The 24,040-nt window shown below is 56.5% G+C and carries 15 protein-coding genes and 4 pseudogenes; 4 read left to right on the top strand and 15 right to left on the bottom strand.

Features of this window, described 5'->3' with window-relative positions:
- Window positions 1–421 precede the first annotated feature (421 nt).
- The 4 genes from EN993_RS00525 to EN993_RS00510 all read right to left on the bottom strand — a co-directional run bounded on the left by EN993_RS00525 (window position 422) and on the right by EN993_RS00510 (window position 5,829).
- Window positions 422–2,761, bottom strand: a complete 2,340-nt coding sequence (locus EN993_RS00525) for a penicillin acylase family protein (RefSeq protein ID WP_063170375.1) — start codon at window positions 2,759–2,761, stop codon at window positions 422–424.
- Between the two features lie 352 nt (window positions 2,762–3,113).
- Window positions 3,114–3,857, bottom strand: coding sequence for an amino acid ABC transporter ATP-binding protein (locus tag EN993_RS00520; RefSeq protein ID WP_135921822.1), 744 nt, complete (start codon window positions 3,855–3,857; stop codon window positions 3,114–3,116).
- Window positions 3,858–3,951: 94 nt separating this feature from the next.
- Window positions 3,952–4,926 (bottom strand): amino acid ABC transporter permease, encoded by a 975-nt coding sequence (locus EN993_RS00515; RefSeq protein WP_063170377.1) that lies wholly within the window; start codon window positions 4,924–4,926, stop codon window positions 3,952–3,954.
- A gap of 60 nt (window positions 4,927–4,986) precedes the next feature.
- Window positions 4,987–5,829, bottom strand: a complete 843-nt coding sequence (locus tag EN993_RS00510) for a transporter substrate-binding domain-containing protein (protein ID WP_063169318.1) — start codon at window positions 5,827–5,829, stop codon at window positions 4,987–4,989.
- Between the two features lie 458 nt (window positions 5,830–6,287).
- Between EN993_RS00510 and EN993_RS00505 the strand changes: the two are divergent.
- Both EN993_RS00505 and EN993_RS00500 read left to right on the top strand, forming a co-directional pair.
- Window positions 6,288–6,665 (top strand): annotated as a pseudogene (locus EN993_RS00505) (alanine dehydrogenase); the annotation flags it as partial.
- A 354-nt stretch (window positions 6,666–7,019) separates the two neighbouring features.
- Window positions 7,020–8,237, top strand: coding sequence for a serine hydrolase (locus EN993_RS00500; protein WP_063169320.1), 1,218 nt, complete (start codon window positions 7,020–7,022; stop codon window positions 8,235–8,237).
- A gap of 505 nt (window positions 8,238–8,742) precedes the next feature.
- Here EN993_RS00500 and EN993_RS00495 read toward each other — a convergent pair.
- Window positions 8,743–9,129, bottom strand: a pseudogene (locus EN993_RS00495) (transposase); the annotation flags it as partial.
- A gap of 269 nt (window positions 9,130–9,398) precedes the next feature.
- Window positions 9,399–11,054, bottom strand: coding sequence for an MFS transporter (locus EN993_RS00490; RefSeq protein WP_063169321.1), 1,656 nt, complete (start codon window positions 11,052–11,054; stop codon window positions 9,399–9,401).
- A gap of 581 nt (window positions 11,055–11,635) precedes the next feature.
- Here EN993_RS00490 and EN993_RS37585 point away from each other — a divergent pair.
- Window positions 11,636–11,802 (top strand): annotated as a pseudogene (locus EN993_RS37585) (IS21 family transposase); the annotation flags it as partial.
- A gap of 400 nt (window positions 11,803–12,202) precedes the next feature.
- On the opposite strand, the gene EN993_RS38280 reads toward EN993_RS37585, so the two are convergent.
- From EN993_RS38280 to EN993_RS00445, 9 genes and pseudogenes are all read right to left on the bottom strand, one after another.
- Window positions 12,203–12,409 (bottom strand): SDR family oxidoreductase, encoded by a 207-nt coding sequence (locus tag EN993_RS38280; RefSeq protein ID WP_199489648.1) that lies wholly within the window; start codon window positions 12,407–12,409, stop codon window positions 12,203–12,205.
- Window positions 12,397–12,678 (bottom strand): annotated as a pseudogene (locus tag EN993_RS38275) (SDR family NAD(P)-dependent oxidoreductase); the annotation flags it as partial. The gene EN993_RS38280 and the pseudogene EN993_RS38275, both read right to left, overlap by 13 nt.
- Window positions 12,679–12,705: 27 nt before the next feature.
- The gene (locus EN993_RS38270) at window positions 12,706–12,903 is read right to left on the bottom strand and encodes an SDR family oxidoreductase (RefSeq protein WP_063169323.1); all 198 of its coding nucleotides are present in this window, start codon (window positions 12,901–12,903) and stop codon (window positions 12,706–12,708) included.
- Between the two features lie 739 nt (window positions 12,904–13,642).
- A complete protein-coding gene (locus tag EN993_RS00470) occupies window positions 13,643–14,536 on the bottom strand; it encodes a polysaccharide deacetylase (RefSeq protein ID WP_224570030.1) in 894 nt (297 codons plus the stop codon).
- Window positions 14,537–14,681: 145 nt separating this feature from the next.
- Entirely contained in the window at window positions 14,682–16,085 is a 1,404-nt protein-coding gene (locus tag EN993_RS00465; protein ID WP_063169325.1) for an aspartate aminotransferase family protein, read from the bottom strand.
- A gap of 13 nt (window positions 16,086–16,098) precedes the next feature.
- The gene (locus EN993_RS00460; RefSeq protein WP_063169326.1) at window positions 16,099–17,577 is read right to left on the bottom strand and encodes an NAD-dependent succinate-semialdehyde dehydrogenase; all 1,479 of its coding nucleotides are present in this window, start codon (window positions 17,575–17,577) and stop codon (window positions 16,099–16,101) included.
- 973 nt (window positions 17,578–18,550) lie between these two features.
- Complete coding sequence (locus EN993_RS00455) at window positions 18,551–19,729, bottom strand: Xaa-Pro peptidase family protein (protein WP_063169327.1); 1,179 nt, start codon at window positions 19,727–19,729, stop codon at window positions 18,551–18,553.
- Window positions 19,730–20,130: 401 nt separating this feature from the next.
- A complete protein-coding gene (locus EN993_RS00450) occupies window positions 20,131–21,279 on the bottom strand; it encodes a M20 family metallopeptidase (RefSeq protein WP_063169328.1) in 1,149 nt (382 codons plus the stop codon).
- Between the two features lie 36 nt (window positions 21,280–21,315).
- Window positions 21,316–22,494 (bottom strand): aminotransferase class V-fold PLP-dependent enzyme, encoded by a 1,179-nt coding sequence (locus EN993_RS00445; protein WP_063169329.1) that lies wholly within the window; start codon window positions 22,492–22,494, stop codon window positions 21,316–21,318.
- Window positions 22,495–23,338: 844 nt separating this feature from the next.
- On the opposite strand from EN993_RS00445, the gene EN993_RS00440 reads away from it, so the two are divergent.
- Window positions 23,339–23,806, top strand: coding sequence for an Lrp/AsnC family transcriptional regulator (locus EN993_RS00440; protein WP_063169330.1), 468 nt, complete (start codon window positions 23,339–23,341; stop codon window positions 23,804–23,806).
- Window positions 23,807–24,040: the final 234 nt, after the last annotated feature.

Here is a 24,040-nt window from a genome sequence, read left to right as displayed (position 1 = left end):
TTATCGCCAATGCGTACTGGTAGCGCCCGAAGCGCGCGTTATCGGCAGCCGCCGAGGGCCGTGATGCGGCCGCGATCGAGCCTTGTAGTAACAGACGCGCTCTCCGGTGGTCGGGCCAGCACCTTACCCCTCTTCCCTATGGCCCCAAGGCAGAGCAATTGCCAATGCGGGACATCCCGCTTCTAAGTCTCCTGCAACATTATTGGAGGCCGCGACGGCCCTGCTCGTGACGATCAGGGGTGGTCGCCGCACACCAGCGGGATCATTGCCCCACAAGCGCATCCAGATTCCGGCCGGGCGTTCCGCTGTCAATATCAAAGTCGGCCGGCGGGCGCTAAAGTGTCGATCCTCACCTTGCCGCCAGGTGAGTTCGACCGATATGTTCCTGCTACAATGGTAAGCGGCCTATACTGTCGCATCCTCAACAGTCAGCGGGAGACAGGACGACCCTATGTTCGAGCTCCCTCCGTATGGACTCCTCTGAATATAACAAGGGCTTGTATTCGCCCCGTTGCCAATCGTGATTGAGGTCACGATAATGACTTGAGATCGGAACACCCGACTGACCTGGATTGTTAATAAAGAGACTGTCATCCCATGACCCAACGTCCATGATTATCCGCACTGACGGTCCTTCTGAAACAGAGAATTGGCCGCTTCGGTAACTCGAAAAATTGAGCGTTGAGCTACTTCCGCCGAGGGCTATGGCGCCCAACGACCATTGTTCAGACGTCAGTGCCTGCAGAGGGTGGCGCAAATCAAGCTTATGTATACTGCCCCATGCCCATGAGGCAGAATCGTCGCCAAATCGACATATGCATTCACTCCAGGCAGAAGTTAGGGATTCCATTATGGAATGCTTCAACTTTTCACTAGGCTCTGCCTGTTCGAGCCAAGAGGCTATGGCCGAAGGCTGTAAAGGCACGAGCAGTGCCAACACTTCATCGTCAGCGCTTTCTAAGCGAGCTACTGTCGGGCCAAGGTGTTTGCTAAGCCAAATCTCAAAGAACGCGGCGGCTGGCGAACTCGCATCCAAATGCCGGTCCCAGTTAGAAAATAAGTGCAACGCAGGCATGTTTGCAACCGAACCGAGAAGAGTGTCTAGTTTCGCAAGAATACGAACTGCTATCGGCGAATACACCGAACATTGCAGCGACATGCAGTCCCGCAACGAGATCTTCTCTGATCGTGAGAGAGTTGTATGAAGGGTATCATGTCTGCTGCTGTCAGACCACTCGTAGCCAAAAGCAGGATGCGATCTACTCCATTCCTCCGGAACATTCATTGCGTTGGCAGTGGCGACAAAACCTTTGGCGGGGTTCATCTCGAACGGCCCATCGTCCGGTGACAAATACCCTTCCCATTCGAACCGACCGTCTCCTGGAACCGGAAGCAGGCCGTCCCAATTTCTTCGGACCGGAGCCGCACCTGACGGTTTCCACGCAATTACATTCGACGTGTCCGCATAGATGTGATTAACTGAAGGACAACCCCAGTTTGCTAGACTGGAGGTGTATTCTGAAAATGTCTTAGAGCGCATTACGGCCAAGCTGGCCATGTAAGGTGCCATGCCGGGATCCATCCATACGGTTCTCAGTGCGAAGGCGCGGTCTTTTTCAGCATTTTGGTTTAAAATGGGTCCATGGCGTGTGAACTGAAGCTTTACCTCCTGGTCGGTGTGGGCGCGAACTGGAATTTTCTCGTGTATAGTCTTCACCTGCTCCCAGGCCCCTTTATATAAGTATTTATTTCCCTCACTCTTGGTTTCGTAAACATAAATATCTTCTTGGTCAGCGCCGAAAATAGTCAGACCAAAGGCGGCTGTCCCGTTGTGACCCATGGAGATTCCTGGGATCATAGGCTCTCCAGCGCCAATTACATCGAGCCCGGGCATACTCAGGTGTACAAGATACCTGATGGACGGAAGGACGTGCTTGCGATGCGGGTCTAGAGCAAGGATTGGTCGCTCCGTTGTGGTTTTTGTTGCGGATATGGCCCAGTTGTTTGAGCCCTCTTGGAACACCGTCTGCATGATCTCATCACTCGGTGTTACGCGGGTCCAACGGTCAGCTTCCTGAAGACTTGCTGCAAGTCTTTCCCTCGAGAATGAGACGGGACAGATTGCCAAGCGAAAATCCTGCAGTACTCGATCTGTCATAAAGGCGAGGTCAAGGCCCTCCGCTGGTCGTGGCGCTATCGGAGGTGACAATTCTTGTCTCAACCTGTCGAGGCGGGTACCTCGTTCCACACCTGCCAATGCCATCACCCTGCAGCGCAGAAGCTCCGAAATCGCATTTCGGGTTAGTGAGTGCGTTCGCACGCGAACGACGTCTTCGGGTTTCCAATAGTCGGGAGTGTGACCGAGGAGGCCAAACTCGGGTGGCAAGGCAATCAAACCGTCATGGCAACTGTCTACGTAGGAATTGATCCCCTCGGCAAACGCTGAGCATATCTCTTCGGAATCCGGGCCGTACGCCTGCCATTCTGCACTCATGGCTCCGCGAAATAAAAAGAGACGCGCCGCCCGATCCTGCTCCAAATATCCGGGGCCAAAGTCTCGTGACAGGAGACCGAGACCTCGTTTGCGCGCAATATCAATTTGCCAGAGGCGGTCTCGAGCTGCATTCCAACCCTGCGCGAAAAATAGGTCGTGCAAGTTCTGAGCCTTGATATGAGGAACCCCCCATTTATCAATGTCGATCGTGACCTCACTCTTAAGCTTGTCGGAGCTGTGGCGGTCGAAGGTTATGTTCTTTAACATGTGTTGATCCGTTTGGTTCACCCAAAGATGGTCGGGAATCTGCCAGAGGACGACGTCTGCAGATTGTGGTCGGTTGCGGGCAGAGGGTTGAGGCCGCACTCTTGCAACCTGATCATGTGTGGCGAGCCAATCCTCAGCGCGCCTGGACGCGAACTGGCACGGTGGGCTGCGCACAAGCTCAGCGGGATCCTACTCTCGCGCTTCCGGGAACGAGGCGCTTGCCGAGAACGCTCTGATGTATGTCAGCCAATACGTACGAATACAATATCCGCACATGTTGTCTCGCTGGCCTGAGGCAACGCATTCGATACACAGTAACTCGGTCGAACGGCCTCGTTGAAGGATGGCTCCCTCAATGCGACAAGATCTGGCTGAGAAACAATTTCGTTCTTTCGTGCTGCGGGTTTCTGAAGAAGTCGTGCGGTGTACCCTCTTCGACGATCTCACCTCGATCCATGAAGATTACTCGATCGGCCACGGCGCGCGCAAAGCCCATCTCGTGGGTGACGCATACCATGGTCATGCCGTCGCGTGCGAGTCCGGTCACAGTCTCGAGCACTTCAGCGACCATCTCTGGATCGAGCGAGGAGGTCGGCTCATCGAAGAGCATGACTGCAGGCTCCATACAGAGGGACCGGGCAATTGCGACGCGCTGCTGCTGTCCCCCGGAGAGCTGAGCCGGATATTTGTTCGCCTGTTCGGGAATGCGCACGCGCTCTAGGAATTTAAGCGCGATCTTTCTAGCCTCACCCTCTGGAACGCCCTTTATCCACATCGGCGCCGCCATACAGTTCATCAGCACGGTCATGTGCGGGAAAAGATTAAAGTGCTGAAAAACCATGCCGACGCTTTTGCGAACTTCAGCTACGTTGCGCATTTTGTTATGTAACCTAATCCCAGTGACGGTAATCTCGCCATCCTGGTGCGCTTCGAGCCGATTGACGCAACGGATCAGCGTCGACTTTCCCGAGCCTGAGGGCCCACAGATGACGATACGTTCGCCCTTGCGGACGGTTAGGTTGATGTCAGTTAGTGCTCTGAAGGCACCATACCATTTGGATACATTCTTAGCTTCGATGACTTCGTCGCTCAATATTGCATCTCTCTTGTTCATTGGCGCATCTGTAAGTGCCTTGAAAATGGCCGAACCAACTTAGACGTCTTTTTTAGCTTGACCAATGAATTCACGATCATCGCTTCTTACTTCTGGCAAAATGGTCCTCGATCCGGGATTGGACCAGTTCCAGGCAGGCGGATAAAATCCAATAAATCATTGCCGCTGTTACTAGCATCTCCATAGTATGGAAGGTTGGCTGGCCGAGTGAGTGAGCTAGATACGTCAGCTCCCAAACGCCAAGAACCGAAACGAGAGAGCTGTCTTTGAGCATTGAGATGAACGTGTTTCCCATCGGGGGAATGATAACCGGAAGCGCTTGCGGCAGAATGATTCTGCGCATTGTGAGCGCAAAGCCGAAACCTAATGACCGGGATGCCTCCCACTGGCCGCGATCGATGCTGGCTATGCCCGAACGGAAGATCTCCGTCATGTAGGCACCACTGCATAGCGAAAGCGCCAACACGCCTGCAGGCACGGCATTAATAACGTAACCTACCTGGGGCAAGCCCATGTAGATCAGATAAACCTGCATGAGAAGCGGCAGACCCCGGAAGCATGAAGTGTAGAAGCTGACTATCGCGTAAGCCATGCCGTTGCTTGACAGTTTCGCAATCGCGCCGATTATTGCGATAGCCGACGCAAATAGCAGTGACATCGCTGATACGTAAACTGTAGTAACTACCCCCTGCGTAATTAGAAATGGCAGGTTTGCCCAAATAAATGGCATGCTTAAGTCAAATGCCGCGAAGAGCGAAAGGAACAGTAGCACCAACTCAAACCATACGATCCCGATTTGGATTTTGAGCGGGACAAAACCAATCAGCACGAGGTTGAGGCAGAACATTGCGGCAATTACAAAAGCGATCGCAATGCGACTGTAAAACTTCACTTGTGCGTGATCGCCAATCACGGGCCGTAGGAGTTCGCCCATCGTGGTGCCCGCTACGTTGAAGATAAGAAAAACCGCGAGCACAATTGCAAATATGCAGCCGATAAACCATGGCTTGTGGACGAGCACCTCAGATTCAACTGTATCGTGGTAAAGCATAAGCATTTTCTTCCTAAGAAGAGGCGCCCCCGGGAAGGGGACGCCCACGATTGTGTCATGTTATTTATCGACGCTGAAATCCCCCCCGAACCACTTGACCGAGAGTTTAGCAAGAGTGCCGTCATCCTTCATCTTCTTGACCGCGGCAGCGACCTTGTCGATAAACTCCTTATCGCCACGCTCGATTGTGACAGCGCCCGGGGCGTAGAATAAGGGATCGCCAATAACCTTCAATGGATAGCCAGATTTGATTGCCGCAGCCGCCGTCGTTCCTTCAGTAATGACGCCATCGAGACGAACACCATCGCCGAGGCGCAGGTCGTCAAGCGTAAGAGAGTTAGCACTTGGATAAGCCTTCACTTGGCCCGCTGTAAATTGATATTGTATTGGCTTAGCGCCGATCCATGCCGGTGTGAGCTTGTGATTGGCATACAAATCGCCAAGAGTTCCCGCTCGGACGCCGACGATCTTGCCCTCCAGGTCGGAAGGCTTCGTCGCTTTGCTATCCTTGTGAACGACAGCGACTTCGCCTTCGTAGAAGTACATGGCCGGGAAGGCGAATTTTTTGGCGCGATCGTTGGTCGGCGTCATTTGACCCATGGCCATGTCCCAACGCCCCCCCCACTGGCCTGCCTGAATGATATCCCAGCCCGGGGTCACGAATTTGATCTTCACGCCCAAGTAGTCCGCAATGCCCTTCGCGACCTCTACATCATCACCGTCGAGTTCATGTTGGTCGTTCAAGTGAGACAAGGCTCCCCAGTCGGACCCGACCGCTACCGTCAATGTCTGTGCCGCGAGCACACGATCAAGGACTTCGCCGGCGCAAGCCTTGGCTGACAAAGACATCGACGCAACCGCCATGGAGACTGCAACTACGACCGTCGTTACATGATTGTTCATCTATAGTTCCCTTTTTTCTCGTTCTTATTTTCTTGAAAGCTACCTTCGTCGCCACCGAGAGGAGTGTCTTAGCGGTGCGCCATTGCTCCCTGCTGATTGGACCCATCCCGGTCCGTCATTTAACGAACGACACCTTATCGCTCTGCATTGTTGGCATTCAGCGAAATCGAGTTCGATGATGCAGGTTTCCTGCGAACTACCCTTGGCTTTCGCCGGATCGCTCTGGCGATTTCACAAAGCACGGATACCCTGGCCTCAGAGAGGTCGGCGAACTCGCCAACTCGCTGGACTCCGAAGGCTGCAGATTGCATCGCCACAAGACGTCTTGTTTGGAAGGATCTAAACTGGACTGGCGCGTTGAATTACACCTTGCAGGGCTGACTCTGGTCACGTGGGAACTGCGGTCCAAGCCCCTCTCTCTCCCTAATCTCGACCTCCCTAATCTCGACCTCCCTAATCTCGACGACCTCTTCGCCGGCCGTGTGCGCACCCGCTACTCAACCGTCGGGGCGCTCGAGGAAGAATGCTTCTCTGCCGACATCGTGGTCGGGGCCGTGCTGATCGCCGGTGCTGCCGCGCCAAAGCTCGTCACCCGCGAAATGATGTCCGGCATGAAGAAGGGCTCGGAGCTGGTCGACGTCGCTATTGACCAGGGCGGTTGCTTCGAGACGTCGCATGCGACGACTCAAGCCGAGCCCACCTACGAAGGCGACGGCGTTATCCACTATCGCGTCGCCAACATGCAGAGTCGCCCATGCCATTTCGCGATTTCTTGCCTTGCGAGTTCGCACGTATCCCTCTGGGTCAACATCGTTGATAGACCAGAGAATTTTTGACTCATCGTAGCTCGGACAGCGGAGACGCGTTACAATTGTCAACCCGTTCGGACCCGGTTTAATCGAGATGTACTCGGCATACTGCGCATGATGGCTCATGCCTCTTGTAGCTGGAAGCGTTCGGCAAGTTAGGTCCTACTTGCCACGCGAGAGCGGGGCCGCAAGTATGCGCCGGCCGCAATACAACGCTGATTTGCTGCGTTGTCGAGGACATTTCGCATAGAATGCGCGCCTGCCGCTGCTATGATCATAACATGTTGTGATTTAGTCCAGTCCGAACTCCCGAGGTTGGGTCGCAACTCTCGATAGCCAGCTGGCGCCGGGGGCGCCTAGGCATGAAATTGGATCCCATGTATGACAGAATTCAAACAACGGCAAACCGTCGGTAACGCGTCGGAGAGCGTACTCGAATTCGACGGACAGCAATACCTGGACGGCCGTGCATCGGATCCTCGCGAATTTGGCTGGATGCGCGGTGCGCCGCCGCCGCCAGACAAGCGTGTAACATTCGAGAATGAAACTGTTTGGACCTTTCCTCAGCTTCGCTGGTCGCTATCGCATATGCGTGAGCTGCGGCCCACAGTCCAAGTGTGGCGAGGGCGGGGCGGACCGTCGCAGCTTGAGTGCAGCAACAGGTCTACCGAAATCGATGGGCTCACGTTCGTCGACATGGACGACCGCACCAACCGGTTCGAGGAGGCGCTATTCGACACCTACACCGACGGCATTTTGGTCCTGCATCGGGGGCGGATCATATACGAACGATACTTCGGCGCACTCGCGCCGCACGTACAACATTCGTGTCAGTCAATCACCAAATCGTATGCGGGCACCCTAGCCGCGGCGTTGGTGCATGAGGGCATTCTCGACGACAGGAAGACAATATCGCAGTTTGTGCCGGAATTACGAGGTACAGGGTGGGAAGATGCAACGCTCCGCCAAGTCATGGACATGCAAACTAACGTTGCTTTTACTGAAGATTACACAAGTGTAGACAAGTCATATAGATGCGAATACCTGCGTACCATACGAAAGGAAGGGGCGCACGGCAAATTTGTCTACAAAGGCGTCGATACCAATGTTATGGCTTGGGTTATGTCGCGCGCAACGGGCCGGTCGTTCGCACAACTGTTGGAGGAGCGCTTATGGTTGCCACTGGGCTGCGAAGAAGACGCCTATGTCGAGATCGACCCGACAAACGGTATGCCGAGGGCGCATAGCGGACTCAATGTGACGTTGCGCGACTTGGCGCGTTTCGGCGAGCTGATGCGATGTGAAGGCTCGTGTAATGGCAAGCAACTGGTTCCCGCGAGTGTTGTCTACGACCTTCAAGATCTCGACCACCCCGCCAAGCCGGACCTCCCATTCGGCTATACATACCGAAGCCAATGGTGGGTATCACACGACGAGCTTGATGCTATTGAAGGTCGGGGCCTTTACGGCCAGAACCTGTACATAGCGCCAAAGGCGGAGATGGTGATTGCGCGCTTCGGGTCGCACCCCGCTTGCGACCACATTGATCGGATTAGAAGGCCGCAGATGCAGGCATTGGGGAGGATGCTCCGCGCGTAACTTGATGCACTAGACGGTCACCGCGCTTGTTTAGGAATTTCCTGCAAATTCGCGGTTGAAGAACTGGGGCGCCTACGCCGAATTCCTGCGTTCGGCTAGGGGGCAATTGGCGCAAAAGGCCTGTAGACGCTGCTACGCTTATGAAGTAAATACCAGAAGCCTCGCTTCCCATATGCATAATGCAGACCGATCTGGCTCGCTTTTGCTGAGGAAACAATGATCACCGAACATTGCATATTGATTGGGGCCGTCGCGACTTTGTATTGCGAGAATGGAACCGGTGGACCTATTGTATTCTTGCATGGTGCCGCTTTCGGGCTTATCCGTCAGCTTGACCTGAAACAAAACCCAACCCAAACATCAACGAGACCCAGGATCAGACCGAAAAATGGCCGCCTTCAAATCGGAATGCTGGCCGGAATGAAATCGGAATGACTGGCCGGCTTCAAATCGGAATCGGTGGCCGGCTTCATCGGAATACGCAGGCAATGGTATCGGCATCAGTGGCAGCGCTCTTGCGCTGCTTCTGGACGGTGAGATCGGCGGTTACCTGGGAAAGCCGGGCGACCAGCGCCTTGAGCCGCTGCTGGGCCGCGCTCGGCGGCAGCGTCGGCTGCAGCCGTTTGACCTCGCTATAGCGGGCGATGACGGCGGCGTCGATCCTGTCGGTCTTCTCCAGGAAGCCCATCGCCTCGGCGAATCAGCGTACGCTCCTCGCATTGGCCATGCCGCAGGCTACTCCCAACTCCCACGACAGCAGGAAGGGAAGCCGTTCGTAGCCGCCACTGGCCTCCATGACGACGAGCTCGACACCATTGACCTAACACCAGGCAGCAAGCTCGGCTATGCCTGCCGCATCGTTGCGAAAGCGGCCCGCCGCTCCGCTCGGCACGACATGGGTATCGAGCCAGTCTTTCGAAACATCCACTCCACAGATAGTCTTGTTCACGGTAACCTGCCTTGTGCGTGCGATTGGAGCCAAGCGACTATTCGGTCGTACGTGACGAAGGCGAAGATCCCAGGCTCACCCACGGTTGTGGCCGGAGGGGTGTCGGGCGACTTCGCCTTGCTTCGAACCGGATGGCCATCCGGTTCGAGGCTCAGTCGCTTCCATCGCACAAAGTCCTCTGCGTGCAGATACAAGGGGTTAACCTCGAAGAGTCAGTGTCGGAGAAAATAACGTGCTGATTCATCGGACTTTAGGGCCGAGCTTGTTGGTCGCTCGATAAAAAGCATGATTTTAGGCGGAAGCTGTCCTGCATGCAATTTCAGCACTTGTTTACCCAATTCCTTGTCTGCTTCCGTGAGACGATGGTTCAGGCGAAGGTAGTCGGTCCAGGTCGGCGTGCGGAATGTCTCTATCCATTGCATAGGCTCCTGAAGGTTGCGCTGGAGAGTCCAATGACGAGCGCCGACGCGACTGTGCACATGCCGGCGCGCCCGCATGAGTTCCAGGAATGCTTCGCGATTTTCCTCGGGCACTAGGTACTCGACTTTGACCACGATGGGACCGCTTCTTGGCTTGAGATTGAGGGCGACTGCCGGTGCGTCGAAGTCCTCCAAAGCATCTGGATCGGATTCGCGGCGCTCGCGAAGGGGAAACAGGAGGCCCGTGGCGGCGACCAGCAGAAGGGCTCCAGCGGAGCCCTCCAGTGCCAAGGTCAGTGAATGGTTCTGGGCCACCGTGCCCCACACCCAACTGCCCGCTGCGATGCCGCCATCGATCAATGCATAGTAAATCGAGATGGTGCGCCCCACGACCCAGCGCGGGCTTGCCAGTTGCACGGTCACGCCGACCCCGGACCAGGCGGTGACCCAGCCCGCGCCACCCATGGCGAGTGCAATTGCCGCCACTGCAATCGAAGAAGTCAGCGCAAGCGAAAGGGAGCATGCCGCGCAGGCGACGCATGCGAGCGTCATCAGCCGCTCTTGTGACAAGCTCCGTCTGAACACGCTGTTCGAGATGCCGGCGAAGACGGCGCCTGTCCCGAATCCGGCCATGAGCGTGCCATAGGCGAGCGGTCCGCCTCCCAGCTGGTCGCGGACAACCAGCGGCAGCAGCGCGAGAATGGCGATGCTCGCCAGACCAAAGAGGGTTCCGCGAGTGATCGCCGTCTTAATCTCCGACGACATCGCCGTGAAGCGTAGCCCGTCATAGATCGCCGTCCTCATCGACTCACGTGGGAGAGGTGATGAGCGAACCATCCACTTGCAGCGCCATATGGTTACCAAAGGGACCAGATAGGTAAGACTGGTTACGGCGAAAGCCGTCATCAGCCCAAAAGAGGCAACTACTATGCCACCGAGCGCCGGGCCTACGGTCCGAACAGTGTTGAAGCCAACGGAGAGGAGCGTGACGGCGGCGGGAACGTCGCGTCGGTTCACCATATCGCCAACCGAGGCCTGCCAGGCTGGATCGTGGAGAGCGCCGCCGCATGCGATCAAGAAGCTGAAGCCGAGGATCATCCACGGATCGACAAAGCCCAGCACCACAAAAGCCGTCAGCATCGCAGATGCCAATACCATAAGGCACCGGCCGGCGAACATGACCCGGCGCCGGCTGAAATTATCAGCCAAGGCCCCGGCGAAGACGGATAAGATGAACGCTGGCAGGTTTGAAGAAGCCTGAACCAGCGCGACCATCAGATCGGAAGTCGAAATCGTAGCCATCAGCCAGCTGATGGCAACAGTCTGCATCAACCAGCCGAGCGAGCTGACCTGCGTGGCGAACCAGATTGAACGAAAGCTCGGATTTCTGAGGGGCGCAAATGCTCCTGGCGAATTTGGATCGGCGACTTGGTCCGCAAGACTGCTCATCAATCTAACTCTTGCCTATGAGCCAGTTTTACATTGCTCCGACAGCCAGCAGCCGCCCAACCCGTTGAAGGTCCGAATCGGCCAATGTGCGCAAATAGTTACAACGCCCGGCAGGAGATTGAACTCGCTGCCGGGCCGATGCGCCTTGGGAGGAGGCGTAGTTGGAACCTTTGTGAAGACTTGGAACCAGCCGCATCAGGCCAGCCTACACTTACAATATGAGGATCAGACCACTCCAGGATTTTAGTGCATTGAATGGGTACTCTTCCAGCAATCCTCGCCAACAAATGCAGGAGATCGGCGTCGAGCTCCTAAATCTGCATAATATCGGTGATTCGCGGGCGAGCAGTGCAGTGGGCACATTCTCCAAGCTAAACGCTGAACGGGCTTTTTGCTTCTCAAATCGCCATAACAGGGAGAGATGGGCAAATACTACTTCAATATGCTCCCAAGGACGCTGAGTTGACTGCAGCCTCAGCAGAGCTCTCCGCGTGCCTTTTTGCGGCTCCCCGCGGTGCTCGCGCCCGCCGCGCCTGCAAAGGCTTTCCTCAACAGTCGTTCAGTTCGAGCAGCCTTTGCCAACTCTGACTCAAAAGCTGCCCGACTGGATTGACGGCCTCAGCTTCTTCGGCGGGTCACTGAGGCGATCCGTCTGCTACAACCTGGTGTGGCCAAGGCGCTGTGGTTCGCGCCGACGCTGAACGCGACCGTTGCGACAATGACCGAGCAGTACGACACTGCCATATTGATCGCTGGGAAGCGCGCGAAGGGTAAATTCAACTTGCCCACCACCGCGATCAAATGTGCGCCGGGTAATGGCGCCGCTAACAGGATCGACCACCGGAACCGGTTACCGGCAGAGTCGGTCTGCATCCGGGAATTGCAGGGCCATCCTGTGTATAGGCTTAAATTGCGCTATTCTTCTCTACTGTGACAGGCGGGAGCCGCCGTCGACGGGGATCACTGCGCCCGAGACGTAGAACGCGTCGTCCGAAGCAGGAAGGCGATCACCGCCGCCTGCTCCTCCGGCGAGGAGACGCGCTCGAGCGGATTGGCGCGACCATCAGGCGTTGGTAGCTGCGTACGTGCAGCGCTCGAGTCATGTCGGTGGGGACCACGCCGGGCGCCACCGCATTCACGGTTATACCCTACAGGCCCTGCTCGCCGGCCTGCTGGAGCGTGAGATACGCGATCCCGGCCTTGGCCACCGAATAGCCTACCGTTCCGGGATAGCCCGTAAGCCCGAGGATCGAGCTGACATTAATGATCCGCCCGCCCGGCTGGCGCATCCGCGGCCGCAACTCGCGGGTCAGGCTGATGACTGCACGCAAGTTGATATCGATCAGCGGGAACAAAAGGCATCGTCAGTATCGGCGAGCGACTTCGAACCGCCAATGCCGGCATTGTTCACGAGGACGTCGAGCGTCTCGATCCTTGCGGCATCCAAGGCGGCCAGAACCCGCCCTGCGGCGTCGGGCATGGCCAGATCGCAGACGAGCGCCGTCTGGCCAAGGCCCGCAGCTGTGTCGTGCACTTTATCCAGAACATCCACTAGCAACACCCACGCCTCTTCCGAGCCAAGCCACGCCGCTGTTGCGGCACCGATCCCGCGCGCCGCGCCGGTGACGACGACAGTGTTTCTGACCGGAGCTTAGGCAAGGCTGCCTCCGTCGACCGTAAGCGCGGCGCCGATGGTGAAGCCCGCCGCATCGTCCAGCAGATAGCCGACAGCTGTCGCCACCTCGGACGGCAACCCCATTCGGCCCATCGGATGCGCAGCGATGATCTTCGTCCGGCGCTCGACCTGTGCCGCTTCTCCCCGGGCGAAGGCGACGCCGGCCTCGGCCAACGGCTGGCGATGGTTCCGGGGCAGACACAGTTTGCGCGGATATTTCTGCCGCGTGGTTCAGCGCCAGCGTGCGAGTCATCATCACAACCGCCGCCTTGGTCACCGAATAGATCGGCACGTCCTTCGAGGCCTGCAGACCAGCAGTCGAGCTGAAGAGCACCACCGATCCGCGGCCAAGCTCGCGCATCTGCGGGATGCAGCTTGCAGATTCGCCAAATGGCCCCGACGTTGAAGCTGAACATGGCTTCGTACCCTTCACGTCTATCAGCCGCTTCATCGCACCGTAATGCCAGCGGCCGCGACCAAGCCCTCAACCGGCCGGCCAAAGCTCTCGCGGGCGAGGTCGACCAGCCCTTCCAGCATCGCCGGATCGGTCACGTCGCAGACAACTCAACGGGCACCAGGACAGGCGGCCAGAGTTTGGTCCAGAGCCTCTTGCGACAGGTCAGCCAACACCAAATCCGCTCCACCCGCCGCCAGCAGTTTGGCACTGGCCGGGCCAAGCGCGCCACCCGCCGGTAATCAGCACCGTTTTTCCGGCAAAGGTCGTGTCAATCAAGATTGTAGTCCTCCTCCAAGATAAGAACTCCCACTGTACCCGCTCTGAAAGCGAATACCGGACAGCGGATGATCCGCGTCATTCCAAATCCATTGGTGACCGCCGCAACGGTCGAGGCGCAGGACGGCTTGCGCCGCCCCAAGAACACCGCACTCTACCGGCGTTCCTGTCTGAGAGTTTTCAGAGACATGAGGACGCACGCTCGGCGACCTGATGATGTGTGGCGAACCAAACGTCACCCTTTGCTTTGGCGCGTCGAATTAATTCTTCTACGATCCAGATCCGTGAGCGATATCCAATGACGTGTGGATGCAGAGTCAGCTGAAATAAATCGGCATCTTGATAGGCCCCTTCGAACTCCCGAATAAATACAGAAAGCACGTCGTCGACTGATAAATCTGGCCGTGAAGACCCATCGGGACTCATCCAAAGATAAGTGGCATCGTCTCGAATCCATTCGACCGGTATTTCAATCACTCCCGTGGGTTCCTCGTCTTCCAGCAGCTCATAGCAACTATCATCGGCCATAAGGGATGAGTCGTATGTCAATCCGGTTTCACGTATGATCCGTAGAGTTGCGTCGGAAAAATCCCAGGAAGGCGTTCGAATTCCCGTCGGGCGTTTGGAAGTGATTTTTTCAAGAGTGTCGGCACTCCTCATCATTAAAGAGCGCTCGCTCTCTGCGCTCAGTTCCGAGTTTAGCTCGTGTATCCAGCCGTGCATGCCAATTTCATGGCCTTCATCGACAACTGCGCGTTGCTCGTCTGGATACAACTGAGCGATCACAGCGGGAACGAAAAAACTCGCCGGAACGTCGTACTTTCTCAAGAGTTCCAAAGCCCGAGGCATCCCTCGTCGGCTCCCGTACTGACCCCAGGATAATCTGCTTAGCGATCGCCCTCCCCTGCGCAATTCGTTCGACTCATGATCGACGTCGAACGAGATGGCGAAGGCACAGCGTTTACCGCCGGGCCACATTGGTCTTAGTGCCTTGCCCGCTCTGACTTTGTTGATGCGCCGCCGCCAATGGCTTTCAGGCCATTCCCAGGGATTGAGTGCGGTCGAATTGGCCACCAGTTCCTCCTGAGCAGTGTCTGCATTGAATTCCGCCGAAAACTCAATGAGCGGAACGCGGCACCAGCTCAGCTGGCAGCCCCGCAAGCCGATCAGGCCGTCGCTTGAGTTTGCGCCTTGATTACGACAAGATGGCCCAACTCATTCAGATTTTCTCACTCTCGCGAACAAGCTCATCCATAACCGAGCGCACGGCGCTTTCTGCGATTGCAACAATCTCCTCCGCCTCAGCTTTGGTTGTAACCAGCGGCGGAGCAAAGCCCAAAATGTCCCCGTGCGGCATGGCCCGAGCGATAAGACCACGGTCACGGGCGGCCTTCGAGATTCGCGCACCTACCTTGAGCGCCGGATCGAAACGCTTCCGATTGTCGCGATCGGCAACGAACTCGATTGCGCCCATAAGACCGACGCCCCGCACTTCGCCGACGATCGGCAACTGCGCGAACCTCTCCTGCAACTGCGCCTGGAAAAACGCGCCGACGTCACGCGCATTGCCGGGGAGGTCTTCTTTCTCGACAATATCGAGGACCGCGTTGGCCGCGGCGGCGCCGATCGGATGACCAGAGTAGGTGTAGCCGTGCGAGAATGCCCCGACCTTGTCGGCTCCATCCTCCAGGACTTTATACACCTTCTCACCGACGATTGCCGCTGAAAGCGGGAAGTAGGCCGACGTCAAACCTTTAGCGATCGTGATGAGGTCTGGCTCGATGCCATAGTGCTGTGAGCCGAACATGGAACCGGTGCGGCCGAACCCTGTGATCACTTCATCGGCAATCAGCAGCACATCATGTTTTTTGAGGACCGTCTGTACCGCTTCCCAATAGCCTTCCGGCGGAGGCGTGATACCACCTGTGCCGAGGACGGGCTCGCCAATGAAGGCGCCGACGTTGTCCGGGCCGAGCCGCTCGATCAACTGATCAAGCTCGGCGGCGCGGCGAGCGGAGAATTCGCGCTCGGTTTCGCCCGGGGTTGCGCCCCAGTAATGATGTGGAACACCCGTGTGAACAATCTGCGGAAGTGGCAGGTCCATGTGGTCGTGATAAAAGCTCATGCCCGTCATCGAGCCCGACACGACGCTGCAGCCGTGATAGCCGCGTTCACGGGAGATGATCTTCTTTTTGGTCGGCTTGCCACGCAGGTTGTTGTAGTACCAAACAAGCTTGGCCTGGGTCTCGTTCGCATCCGAGCCGGACATGCCATAGAACACCTTGCTCATCTTGCCCGGCGCCATCTTCACAAGGCGATCGGAGAGGATCGCAAGCTCGTCGGTCGTGTGCGCCGCATAGGAGTGGTAATACGCCAAGCGATAGGCCTGACGCGAGATCGCATCGGCGACTTCCGTGCGGCCATACCCGACATTGACGCAGTATAGGCCGGCAAAGCCATCGATAAATTGGTTGCCATGCGCGTCCTGGATGCGGATCCCCTTCCCTGTCACCACGATCGTTGGGTCGCCGAGCTTGCCAGTGGCGAAATCTTTAAGCTGAGTGAAAGGATGCAAGACCGAGTTGCGGTCCTTTTCGGTGATCTCTTTGATGTTGATGGTCATTGAATGCTTCCTTTCAGGCCGCGATGTTGCCGATGCAGAGGTATTTGGGTTCGAGATATTCGATAAGACCGTGCCTTGAGCCCTCGCGACCAAGGCCGGATTGTTTCCAGCCGCCGAACGGAATGCCCGGCCCCGTAAATTTTGGAGTATTCACGGCAACCATGCCATATTCGAGCCGGTCGGAGAGCCGCATGGCTCGGTTGAGATCTTGGGTATAGACGTAGGCCGCAAGTCCCATCTCGGAATTGTTGGCTCGCGCGACCACCTCCCGTTCGTCGTCGAAGGGCAGGATTGCAGCGACAGGTCCAAACGTTTCGTCCTTCGCAATCACCATGTCATCGGTCACATTAGCAAGCACGGCCGGCGTGACGAAGTTCCCGCCAAGCGAATTGTGCTGTGCGCCTGCTACCATTCGAGCCCCGGCTGCTAGAGCCTCAGAAACCTGGTGCCTGCATTTGTCAGCACCAGACGTCTTTGTCATCGGACCGATGTCGACACCTGGCTCCAATCCGTGCCCGACCTTTAGTTTACTGGTGGCCTCGGCAAATTTTTCCGTAAAATGCTCGTAAATCTCTCGCTGCACATAAATCCGGTTTGCCGCGAGACAGTCCTGACCGGATGTCGCGAACTTGGCTGCCATGCAACCGGCGACCGCAGCGTTGATCGGCGCATCGCCGAAAAGGATGAAAGGAGCATTGCCGCCAAGTTCGAGCGAGACTTTCTTCACTGTCTTCGCGGATTGCTCGAGAAGGATTCTGCCGACCTCGGTGGAGCCCGTAAAAGAGAACGCACGCACGTGGGTATGCAACAACAGCCGTTTGGCAAGTGGCGGAGCTTCGCCCGTGATCACCTGAAACACGCCGGGCGGAATGCCAGCATCCCCGGCAAGGCGGGCAAGCGCGAGGGCCGACAGTGGCGTTTCGGGTGCCGGCTTTACAATCATTGTGCAGCCAGCGGCCAGTGCAGCTCCAGCCTTTCTGGTGATCATTGCCGCTGGGAAGTTCCATGGCGTAATGGCGACAGTCACCCCGATCGGCTGCAAATGCACGGCCAGCCTGCTTGCGGGGAGATGGCTGGGAATCGTTTCGCCGTAAGCCCGCTCCCCTTCCCCTGCAAACCAATCTAAAAAGCCGGCAGCGTATGAAACTTCGCCGCGGGCTTCAGCAATCGGTTTTCCTTGCTCGGCCGTTATGATGACAGCCAGGTCTTCGGCGCTCTCCCGCATGCCTGCCGCCCATTTCCGCAGATATGCACCACGCTGTAACGGAAGCATGTCGCGCCACTTGAGGAACGCTGCTCTTGCGCAATGGACCGCGTCGTCAACGTCGGCGTCTGCGCAAGCCGCAACTTGAGCGATCTCGTCACCGCTGGCAGGATCAAACACGGCAAGAGTATCTGATTTGGAGAGCCAGGCGCCGTTCAGATACGCATCACCACGCAAAAGGTCTGGCCGTTTGAGCCTGCGTAATGCCGTGATTGACGTACCCCTCATCTAAGACTCCAATGGTATGCTGATGCCTTTAGGTTATTGCTGCCACAGCGCCGATCGGCAGCGCAGTTGATGCCCCTTTAGCTGCATTCCTGCAAACAGCAGCCAATTCGCGTAGAATTGGACACGGCTCACAACTTCACTTGCCAGGAGGCTTAGCGACCGCGAGCGAAGGTCGCGCTGGTCGCCGGCGGCGCGGAAAGTAGTTGGTTCCAGCGCCGATCTCCCGATCCCGAGTTCCCGATCTGGCCTCGTGGCATTAAGTTCTCGACCGACACCGATCAGGCGCACTGACGCAGGCGCAACCGCCTCGAATCTTAGACGGAACTCGCCGCAAGGCTACTTTCGTCCGGCACTGTGCAGGGTGACCGCGACCGCTTCAGACACGATGGCATCGCGGACGACTTCATTCGGAAGGAGGTCTTGGGGTCCCGAAATTGAGGTCCCCGCGATAACCCAGACATTCACTTGGTGAAGTGGTGAAGTCGCACGAAACAGCAGAAAAGGATGAAGCGAGCCCCGGGCAAAAGGCGAGCTTCGCTGCCGAGCCATCTATCGGGAACAACGTGTGCTGATGTCGCGACGTGTTGCACGGACGGGGCGGACCATACTCGCGTTCCCACCGGCGCGCAGGGTTGGCAAGAGCCCGCTTCAGGCGCGCGTAAACTCGTCCTCAATGCTCCTCAAAAGCTAAGTCCTCTTGCGTCATCCGCGCATTTGTAGAATGGGGCAACGTTCACGCCGCGCTCGCGTCACAGGTGGCTCATTTCGGCCTACGGATCTTAATCTCCGCTGATGCAGAGAACTCATGTGCTAGGCGAGATTCTCCTGTCCCAGAGGTTGGGCATGCCGCACCTCTCAGACAGCGCCGTCCTTAAGCTAGATCCGTTCATCCGCTCGCCGCAGAAACAAATTTCAACCGGCTTCGAACGGACCCAGTGAGATCGCAAAACGATTTGGGTCACATCCAAATCACCTAGTCCACGACGATCAAGCGGCGATCAACATCTGCCAATCGCTCACCGCCCCTTTCGGTTACAATAAATGATTCAGAGATGGCGGCGCCGAACCCTTCGAGCCTAACCCCCGACTGAAAATGGAAGCACATTCCTGGTTGTAGGATGGTCTTGTCGCCCGCGCGAATACTAACCGTGCGTTCGCCCCATTCCGGCGGGAAGTTGAGTCCGATTGAATAGCCGGAGCGGCCTATCTTGATATACCCGTTCCGCTTGAGGATATCTTGCCACACCGCATTAAGCTCCTCAACGACGGTACCAGGCTTTGCCATCTCGAGCACAGCATCCCCGCCTTCCACTATAACCTCAGCAAGACGCGAGACCTCTGCGGGTGGCTTTCCGATGTGGACGGTGCGGCACAGCGGCGCACAGTAGCGGCGTCGGGTGGCGCCGAACTCCATGAGAACCAGGCCAGAGGTCGGCAAGGGCTCCTCGGTCCAACTGAGGTGCGGAGCGTTCGTTTGTTCGCTAGTCTGGATAAGAGGAGGACCGCTAGAGTCGCCATATTTACCGTCCACCCCTCGTGTCTGGGCCCGGTACACCTCCGCGACGACCTCATGTTGCGGCACTCCAGGCCTTAGGTTAGCGATTGCCGTCTGCATCGTATGCGTTGCAAGGTGGCCCGCTTCTCTCATGTAGACTAGTTCAAGGTCAGATTTTATAAGCCGTGCCCAATTGACTAATTCGCGGCTATCAGAGAATTTTGCATTCGGAAGGCCTTTGACGAGATGTTGATGTGCTCGGGCAGTATAGAAGTGGGCGTTAAGCTCGACACCGATTCGATCAGATCCCCAGCCGCGCGAATTGATAAGCTCGCAAAGATCGTCAAATGGATGTAATTCTGGATGTTGAAGTCTATGATCGGAAAATGAGCTTATATTTTCTCTAGGCAGATCCGTCGTTATATAAGCGGAATTTACATCGACGAAACGTCCGAACCAGAGGGGCATGTCCGACTGGAGATGCACTAAGACCACCTGAGGCACGTAGAACGAATAGCCGTCAAAGCCGGTAAGCCAATACATATTCGCGGGATCCTGGCAGATCAGCAAGTCCAGCCCCGCTCGCTCCATCCGCTGCTTCACGTCATGAACACGACGCCGAAACTCCTCGGGCGGAAATGGCTTCTCATATTTCATCTCGTCGAGTCCTTCAAAACAGGCATTCCTCGAACGGATCAGGCATTCGTCCTGTCCGCATACTTTCTCTTCGTATCACGTCACAAGAGGCTGTTTTCCCCGAGGATTTCTTCTTGTCGCGGAAAATCTGCATTTCCTAGGCACTTGCCGTACGTTATCCGCATATGAGCGCCAAATTTTCGGTGGCTCTGCGTCTCCGGTGGAAGATCATGCCCTCCCTATGGTGAAGACGCACTCTGCCTGTCGCAACAGAATTTCAAGCACGGGCGGCAAGATCTACGTGGGAAGCGCCGACGAGACCAGCGAAGATCGGGACGTTGCGGCCGCCACGCTCATGCAGCATCCGGGGCGTCCGCGGCCCAATGGACGGGGTTTGAGCACCCCCATCAGGCCGGCCACTCCTAATATGTGAGCATGATTCTCTGGTACAAATCAGCAGCCTTGGTCAGTTGATCGATTTCAACGAACTCGTTGTTCGTATGGGCTTGGGCAGTACGCCCGGGTCCGATAATCACACACGGGATCCCAGCCAATGACAGCTGATTTGCATCCGAGCCGCCGGTGGCTCCCTTCTGCTCTCCGGTCCCCGCGACGTGGGCACAAGCCGCTCCTGCGACTGCTGCAATTTTGCTCGACCCGGAACTGATTGGAGGCGGGTCTTCCAATGCGGGAAGCAATGACCGAACATTGATCTTGTCTTCGCCCTGGCGAAGGCCTTCCAGTATGCTTTCTACCTCCGCCAACGCGTCCTGCGGCCGCTCCCCGGGTATGAGACGCCGATCGACCCAGATACGGCATACCGGCGGTACAGTGGTAAGTTCCAAACCTCCTTCGATGAGGCTCACGGTCAGCTGTGATGACCCTACCAATGGGTGCTGCGCCCGAGACACAAGGGATCGATGGTGCTCATCAAGTGCCAATACCACCTTGGCCATGCCCGTGATCGCGTTCACTCCGAGATGAGGCTTCGACGTATGAGCCGGTACACCCTGAACCTCGATTTGCCAGCGGACAGAACCCATGTGAGCTACAACGAGCTCTAATTCGGTGGGTTCACCGACTACCGCACCCTCATAAGCGACACCGGAATCGGCTATAGCGCGGGCGCCAAGTTTGCGGTACTCTTCGTCAATGCTGGCTGCCACAACAACCGTGGCCCGGGGCTGCCGTTCACCAAGTGAGCTAAGCGCAATCAACATAGCTGCAAGTGAGCCTTTTGTGTCGCAGCTACCTCGCCCATATATTCGCCCGTCCCGTTGCTCACCCGAGAATGGATCTGATTCCCACCTATCGATAGGAACGGTATCCATATGAGCAATGAATAGAATACGCCTATCGGGTTCTTTCCCAGGTACCCAGGTCAGGAAATTCGAGCGACCATCGGCCACCTCCTGTATCCCGTAAGCCAGCTTCCGCTCCTTGCAAAAACCCTCGAGGAACTTGGCTACACCTTGCTCTCCACTACCTTTTGGCGACAGCGATGGATTGATGCTCTCGATCTTTATAAGATCTTGGAGAAGTCCGATAGTCTCGGCGCTCTGGGTCGACATGTACTCTCCTGTGTGCATGAACTAGCCGTGTCGCTCTTACTTCGACCAGCTCTTGGCCAGATTGATTACGCGATCGACTTCATCGGCGGTGTTGTAAAGATGCAGGGAAAACCGGAGCATGCCTCTGCGTATTGAGACGATTACCCCGTTCTTCGTGAAATGCTCGTGAAGCGACCGAATGCGGGCGTCGACTGGGCGCCCTTCAACAAGATCGCTGGAATCGCCAACGGCTACGATACTTCCAGTGTGAGCGCCTGGTGGCCCGCCGCAGACCGGAAGCCCGATATCTAAGAGACCAGTGGCCATACGTTTTGCGAGTGAGGTAACGCTCTGGTCGATCGCCTCGGTTCCGATATCAAGTAGCTGGCCCATTGATGCATATGCAGCCAACATGCCAGGGAAGTTGTAATGCCCGATATCAAAGCGGGGCGCGCCAGAGCGCAACTTTACAAAACTAGGTACCGGAGCTGATTCTGGCGCGTTTCCGAAATCTACGCTGAAGCGCGCAAGATAGGCCGGGCTCAGCCGATCGGCCCATTCTTTACGGCAATATAAAAAACCCGATCCATAAAGACCCATCAAACCCTTCACAGTGGACACTGCTACACCGTCTACGCCAAGTCGATTGACGTCGGTGTGGAGTATCCCAACAGATTGCGTCGCGTCCGCCAAAAGAAATGCACCGTAGTGCCTACAGGCTTCGGATATCTGCTCCATGACGGTCCGAAACCCCGGAACCATCGTCACCGTCGCCAAGGCAACAACGCGGGTATGAGAATCAATCGCCTTTACGAATGCATCAGGGGGAATTGAGCCGTTATCCGGCTCTACGACTCGCAACTCGACATTGTAGCGGTCTCTGATCTGAATCCATGGCAAGATATTATTTGCGTGTTCCAATTTTGGGCATAGAACGACGTTGTCTCCATCTCTCCAATCGATCGCATTAGCGATGATGTTGATGCCTTCCGATGCATTCTTGGTAATTGCAATTTCATCGTGATCTGAATTGATAAATTGTGCGAACCTAGCGCGAGTACGCTCGACGTGTTCGAGCATTCTTTCTTCGTCGTTTAGGCCATGCAGCCGATTGTTCAAATGAGGCTCGATTGAAGCCAATGTTGTGCTTGATATGAGGCCCTGGTTCGCGACATCCATGTAGATGGCGTTTGCTGTGGCTGGAAACTCCTTTCGGAGGATGTCCAAGGGAAGCATATGGCTTTCTCTCCTGGGAGTGCGGACGGCGGTTGAGCTACCTTGTTCAGGCGATCGTTCCGGCAAGGGTAAGAATGCCGCCAGACTGGTCTGCGCTGACCTGCCCATTTTACACGGTGCTCGTGCCGACTTTGGTCTAACATTCGGTCTCCCACGCCGCATTCCTGCGCCAAACCGCGATTCACGCAGAGATCGCGAGCCATTCTCGCGGATCACTGAAGCGTCTCGACGGAATGCAGCTGCAACAACTGCCTCACGAGAGATCAATTTGGGTAATTCTCAGACCGCGGATAGGGCTTCTTACCAGTGCTTGGAGCGACGTTAGCCTGACTGAGCCGACGACCTTCTCCTCCAGCCCCACACCCATGCGGATCATAGTTCACTCGCGGCCGACGCGCGAGGGCCGTAAGGCATCCGAAAGCCGGGGCCGGTTCATAGCCTGACTCTCATGGTCTCCGATTTATGCTGCAACGCCGACACCCTTGGTGATGTCGCTCCCTAACACGCTTGCCTCGAACTGATGCGAGCGTGCTGCAACTCATGTTTTCTGCGCCTGAGCAACGAGATCGGTAGGATCTTTTCGACCGGGGATCGCCCCCACCCGATCGAATCTGCCGTTCTTGCGCTGGCCCGCAACTGCTCACCAGCAACGCCCATCGATTCAGCGGCACCCCTCAGATAGTTATACTATGCCGGTATTGTGCGCAGATGGCGAAAGAAACGCCGATTTTCTGCGACTTGGACCGACTTTAGCGCCGAGAGGGCGTTTGGCACTTGCTACATTTTGGACGTACGGACTGGCGGCCTTGGCATTGGCCGATATCATCATGAGCAGAGATTGTGAATGGATCTGGATCGAATTGACCGGAAGATTCTCAACGTCGTGCAGCGCAACAATCGCCTTACGACAGAGGAATTGGGCGAACTTGCCGGACTATCGGCTACCGCTTGTCAGCGGAGATTAAAGCGACTTCGAGACGCTGGCGTCATCGAAGCGGACGTTGCCATAGTTTCACCGGAAGCCGTCGGTCGGCCCCTGCTCCTGCTGGTATCCATCACTCTCGAGCGCGATCGCGCCGATATCATCGATCGTTTCAAGCAGGCAATTCGGCGGACGCCTGAGATCATGAACGCTTACTACGTTACGGGTGAAGCGGATTTTATTATTACGGTCTCTGCTCAGGACATGGCCGAGTACGAGGCGTTTACCCGTCGTTTTTTTTACGAACATCTTGAAGTAAAGGGGTTCAAGACAATCGTTGTAATGGATCGGATCAAGGCGTCGTTTGCTCTGCCAATTGCTGAAGAGTAGCCTTCAAAAGAGCCCGCCCAGGCAACCACCACGCGCCTTCCGCGGGTCGCAGTTGTCCCGCACTTCTGAATGTCGGCTGTCCTATTTTGAATGGTCCCGCATATATACCAGGGCACCTCCTCTCAGCCTGCAGGTGTTATGCGCCAATGACCAAAAAACGATGATATTCTGCGGGACCAAGGCGCCCTTCGCGCAACCAAGCTCTTTGGCACTTGCTACATTCTGGGCGGAGCG

It is taken from the genome of Mesorhizobium sp. M7D.F.Ca.US.004.01.2.1 (assembly GCF_003997785.1).
Classification (GTDB): domain Bacteria; phylum Pseudomonadota; class Alphaproteobacteria; order Rhizobiales; family Rhizobiaceae; genus Mesorhizobium; species Mesorhizobium loti.
Note: the sequence above shows the minus strand (reverse complement) of the source record. Positions and strands in the feature narration are given on the sequence as shown.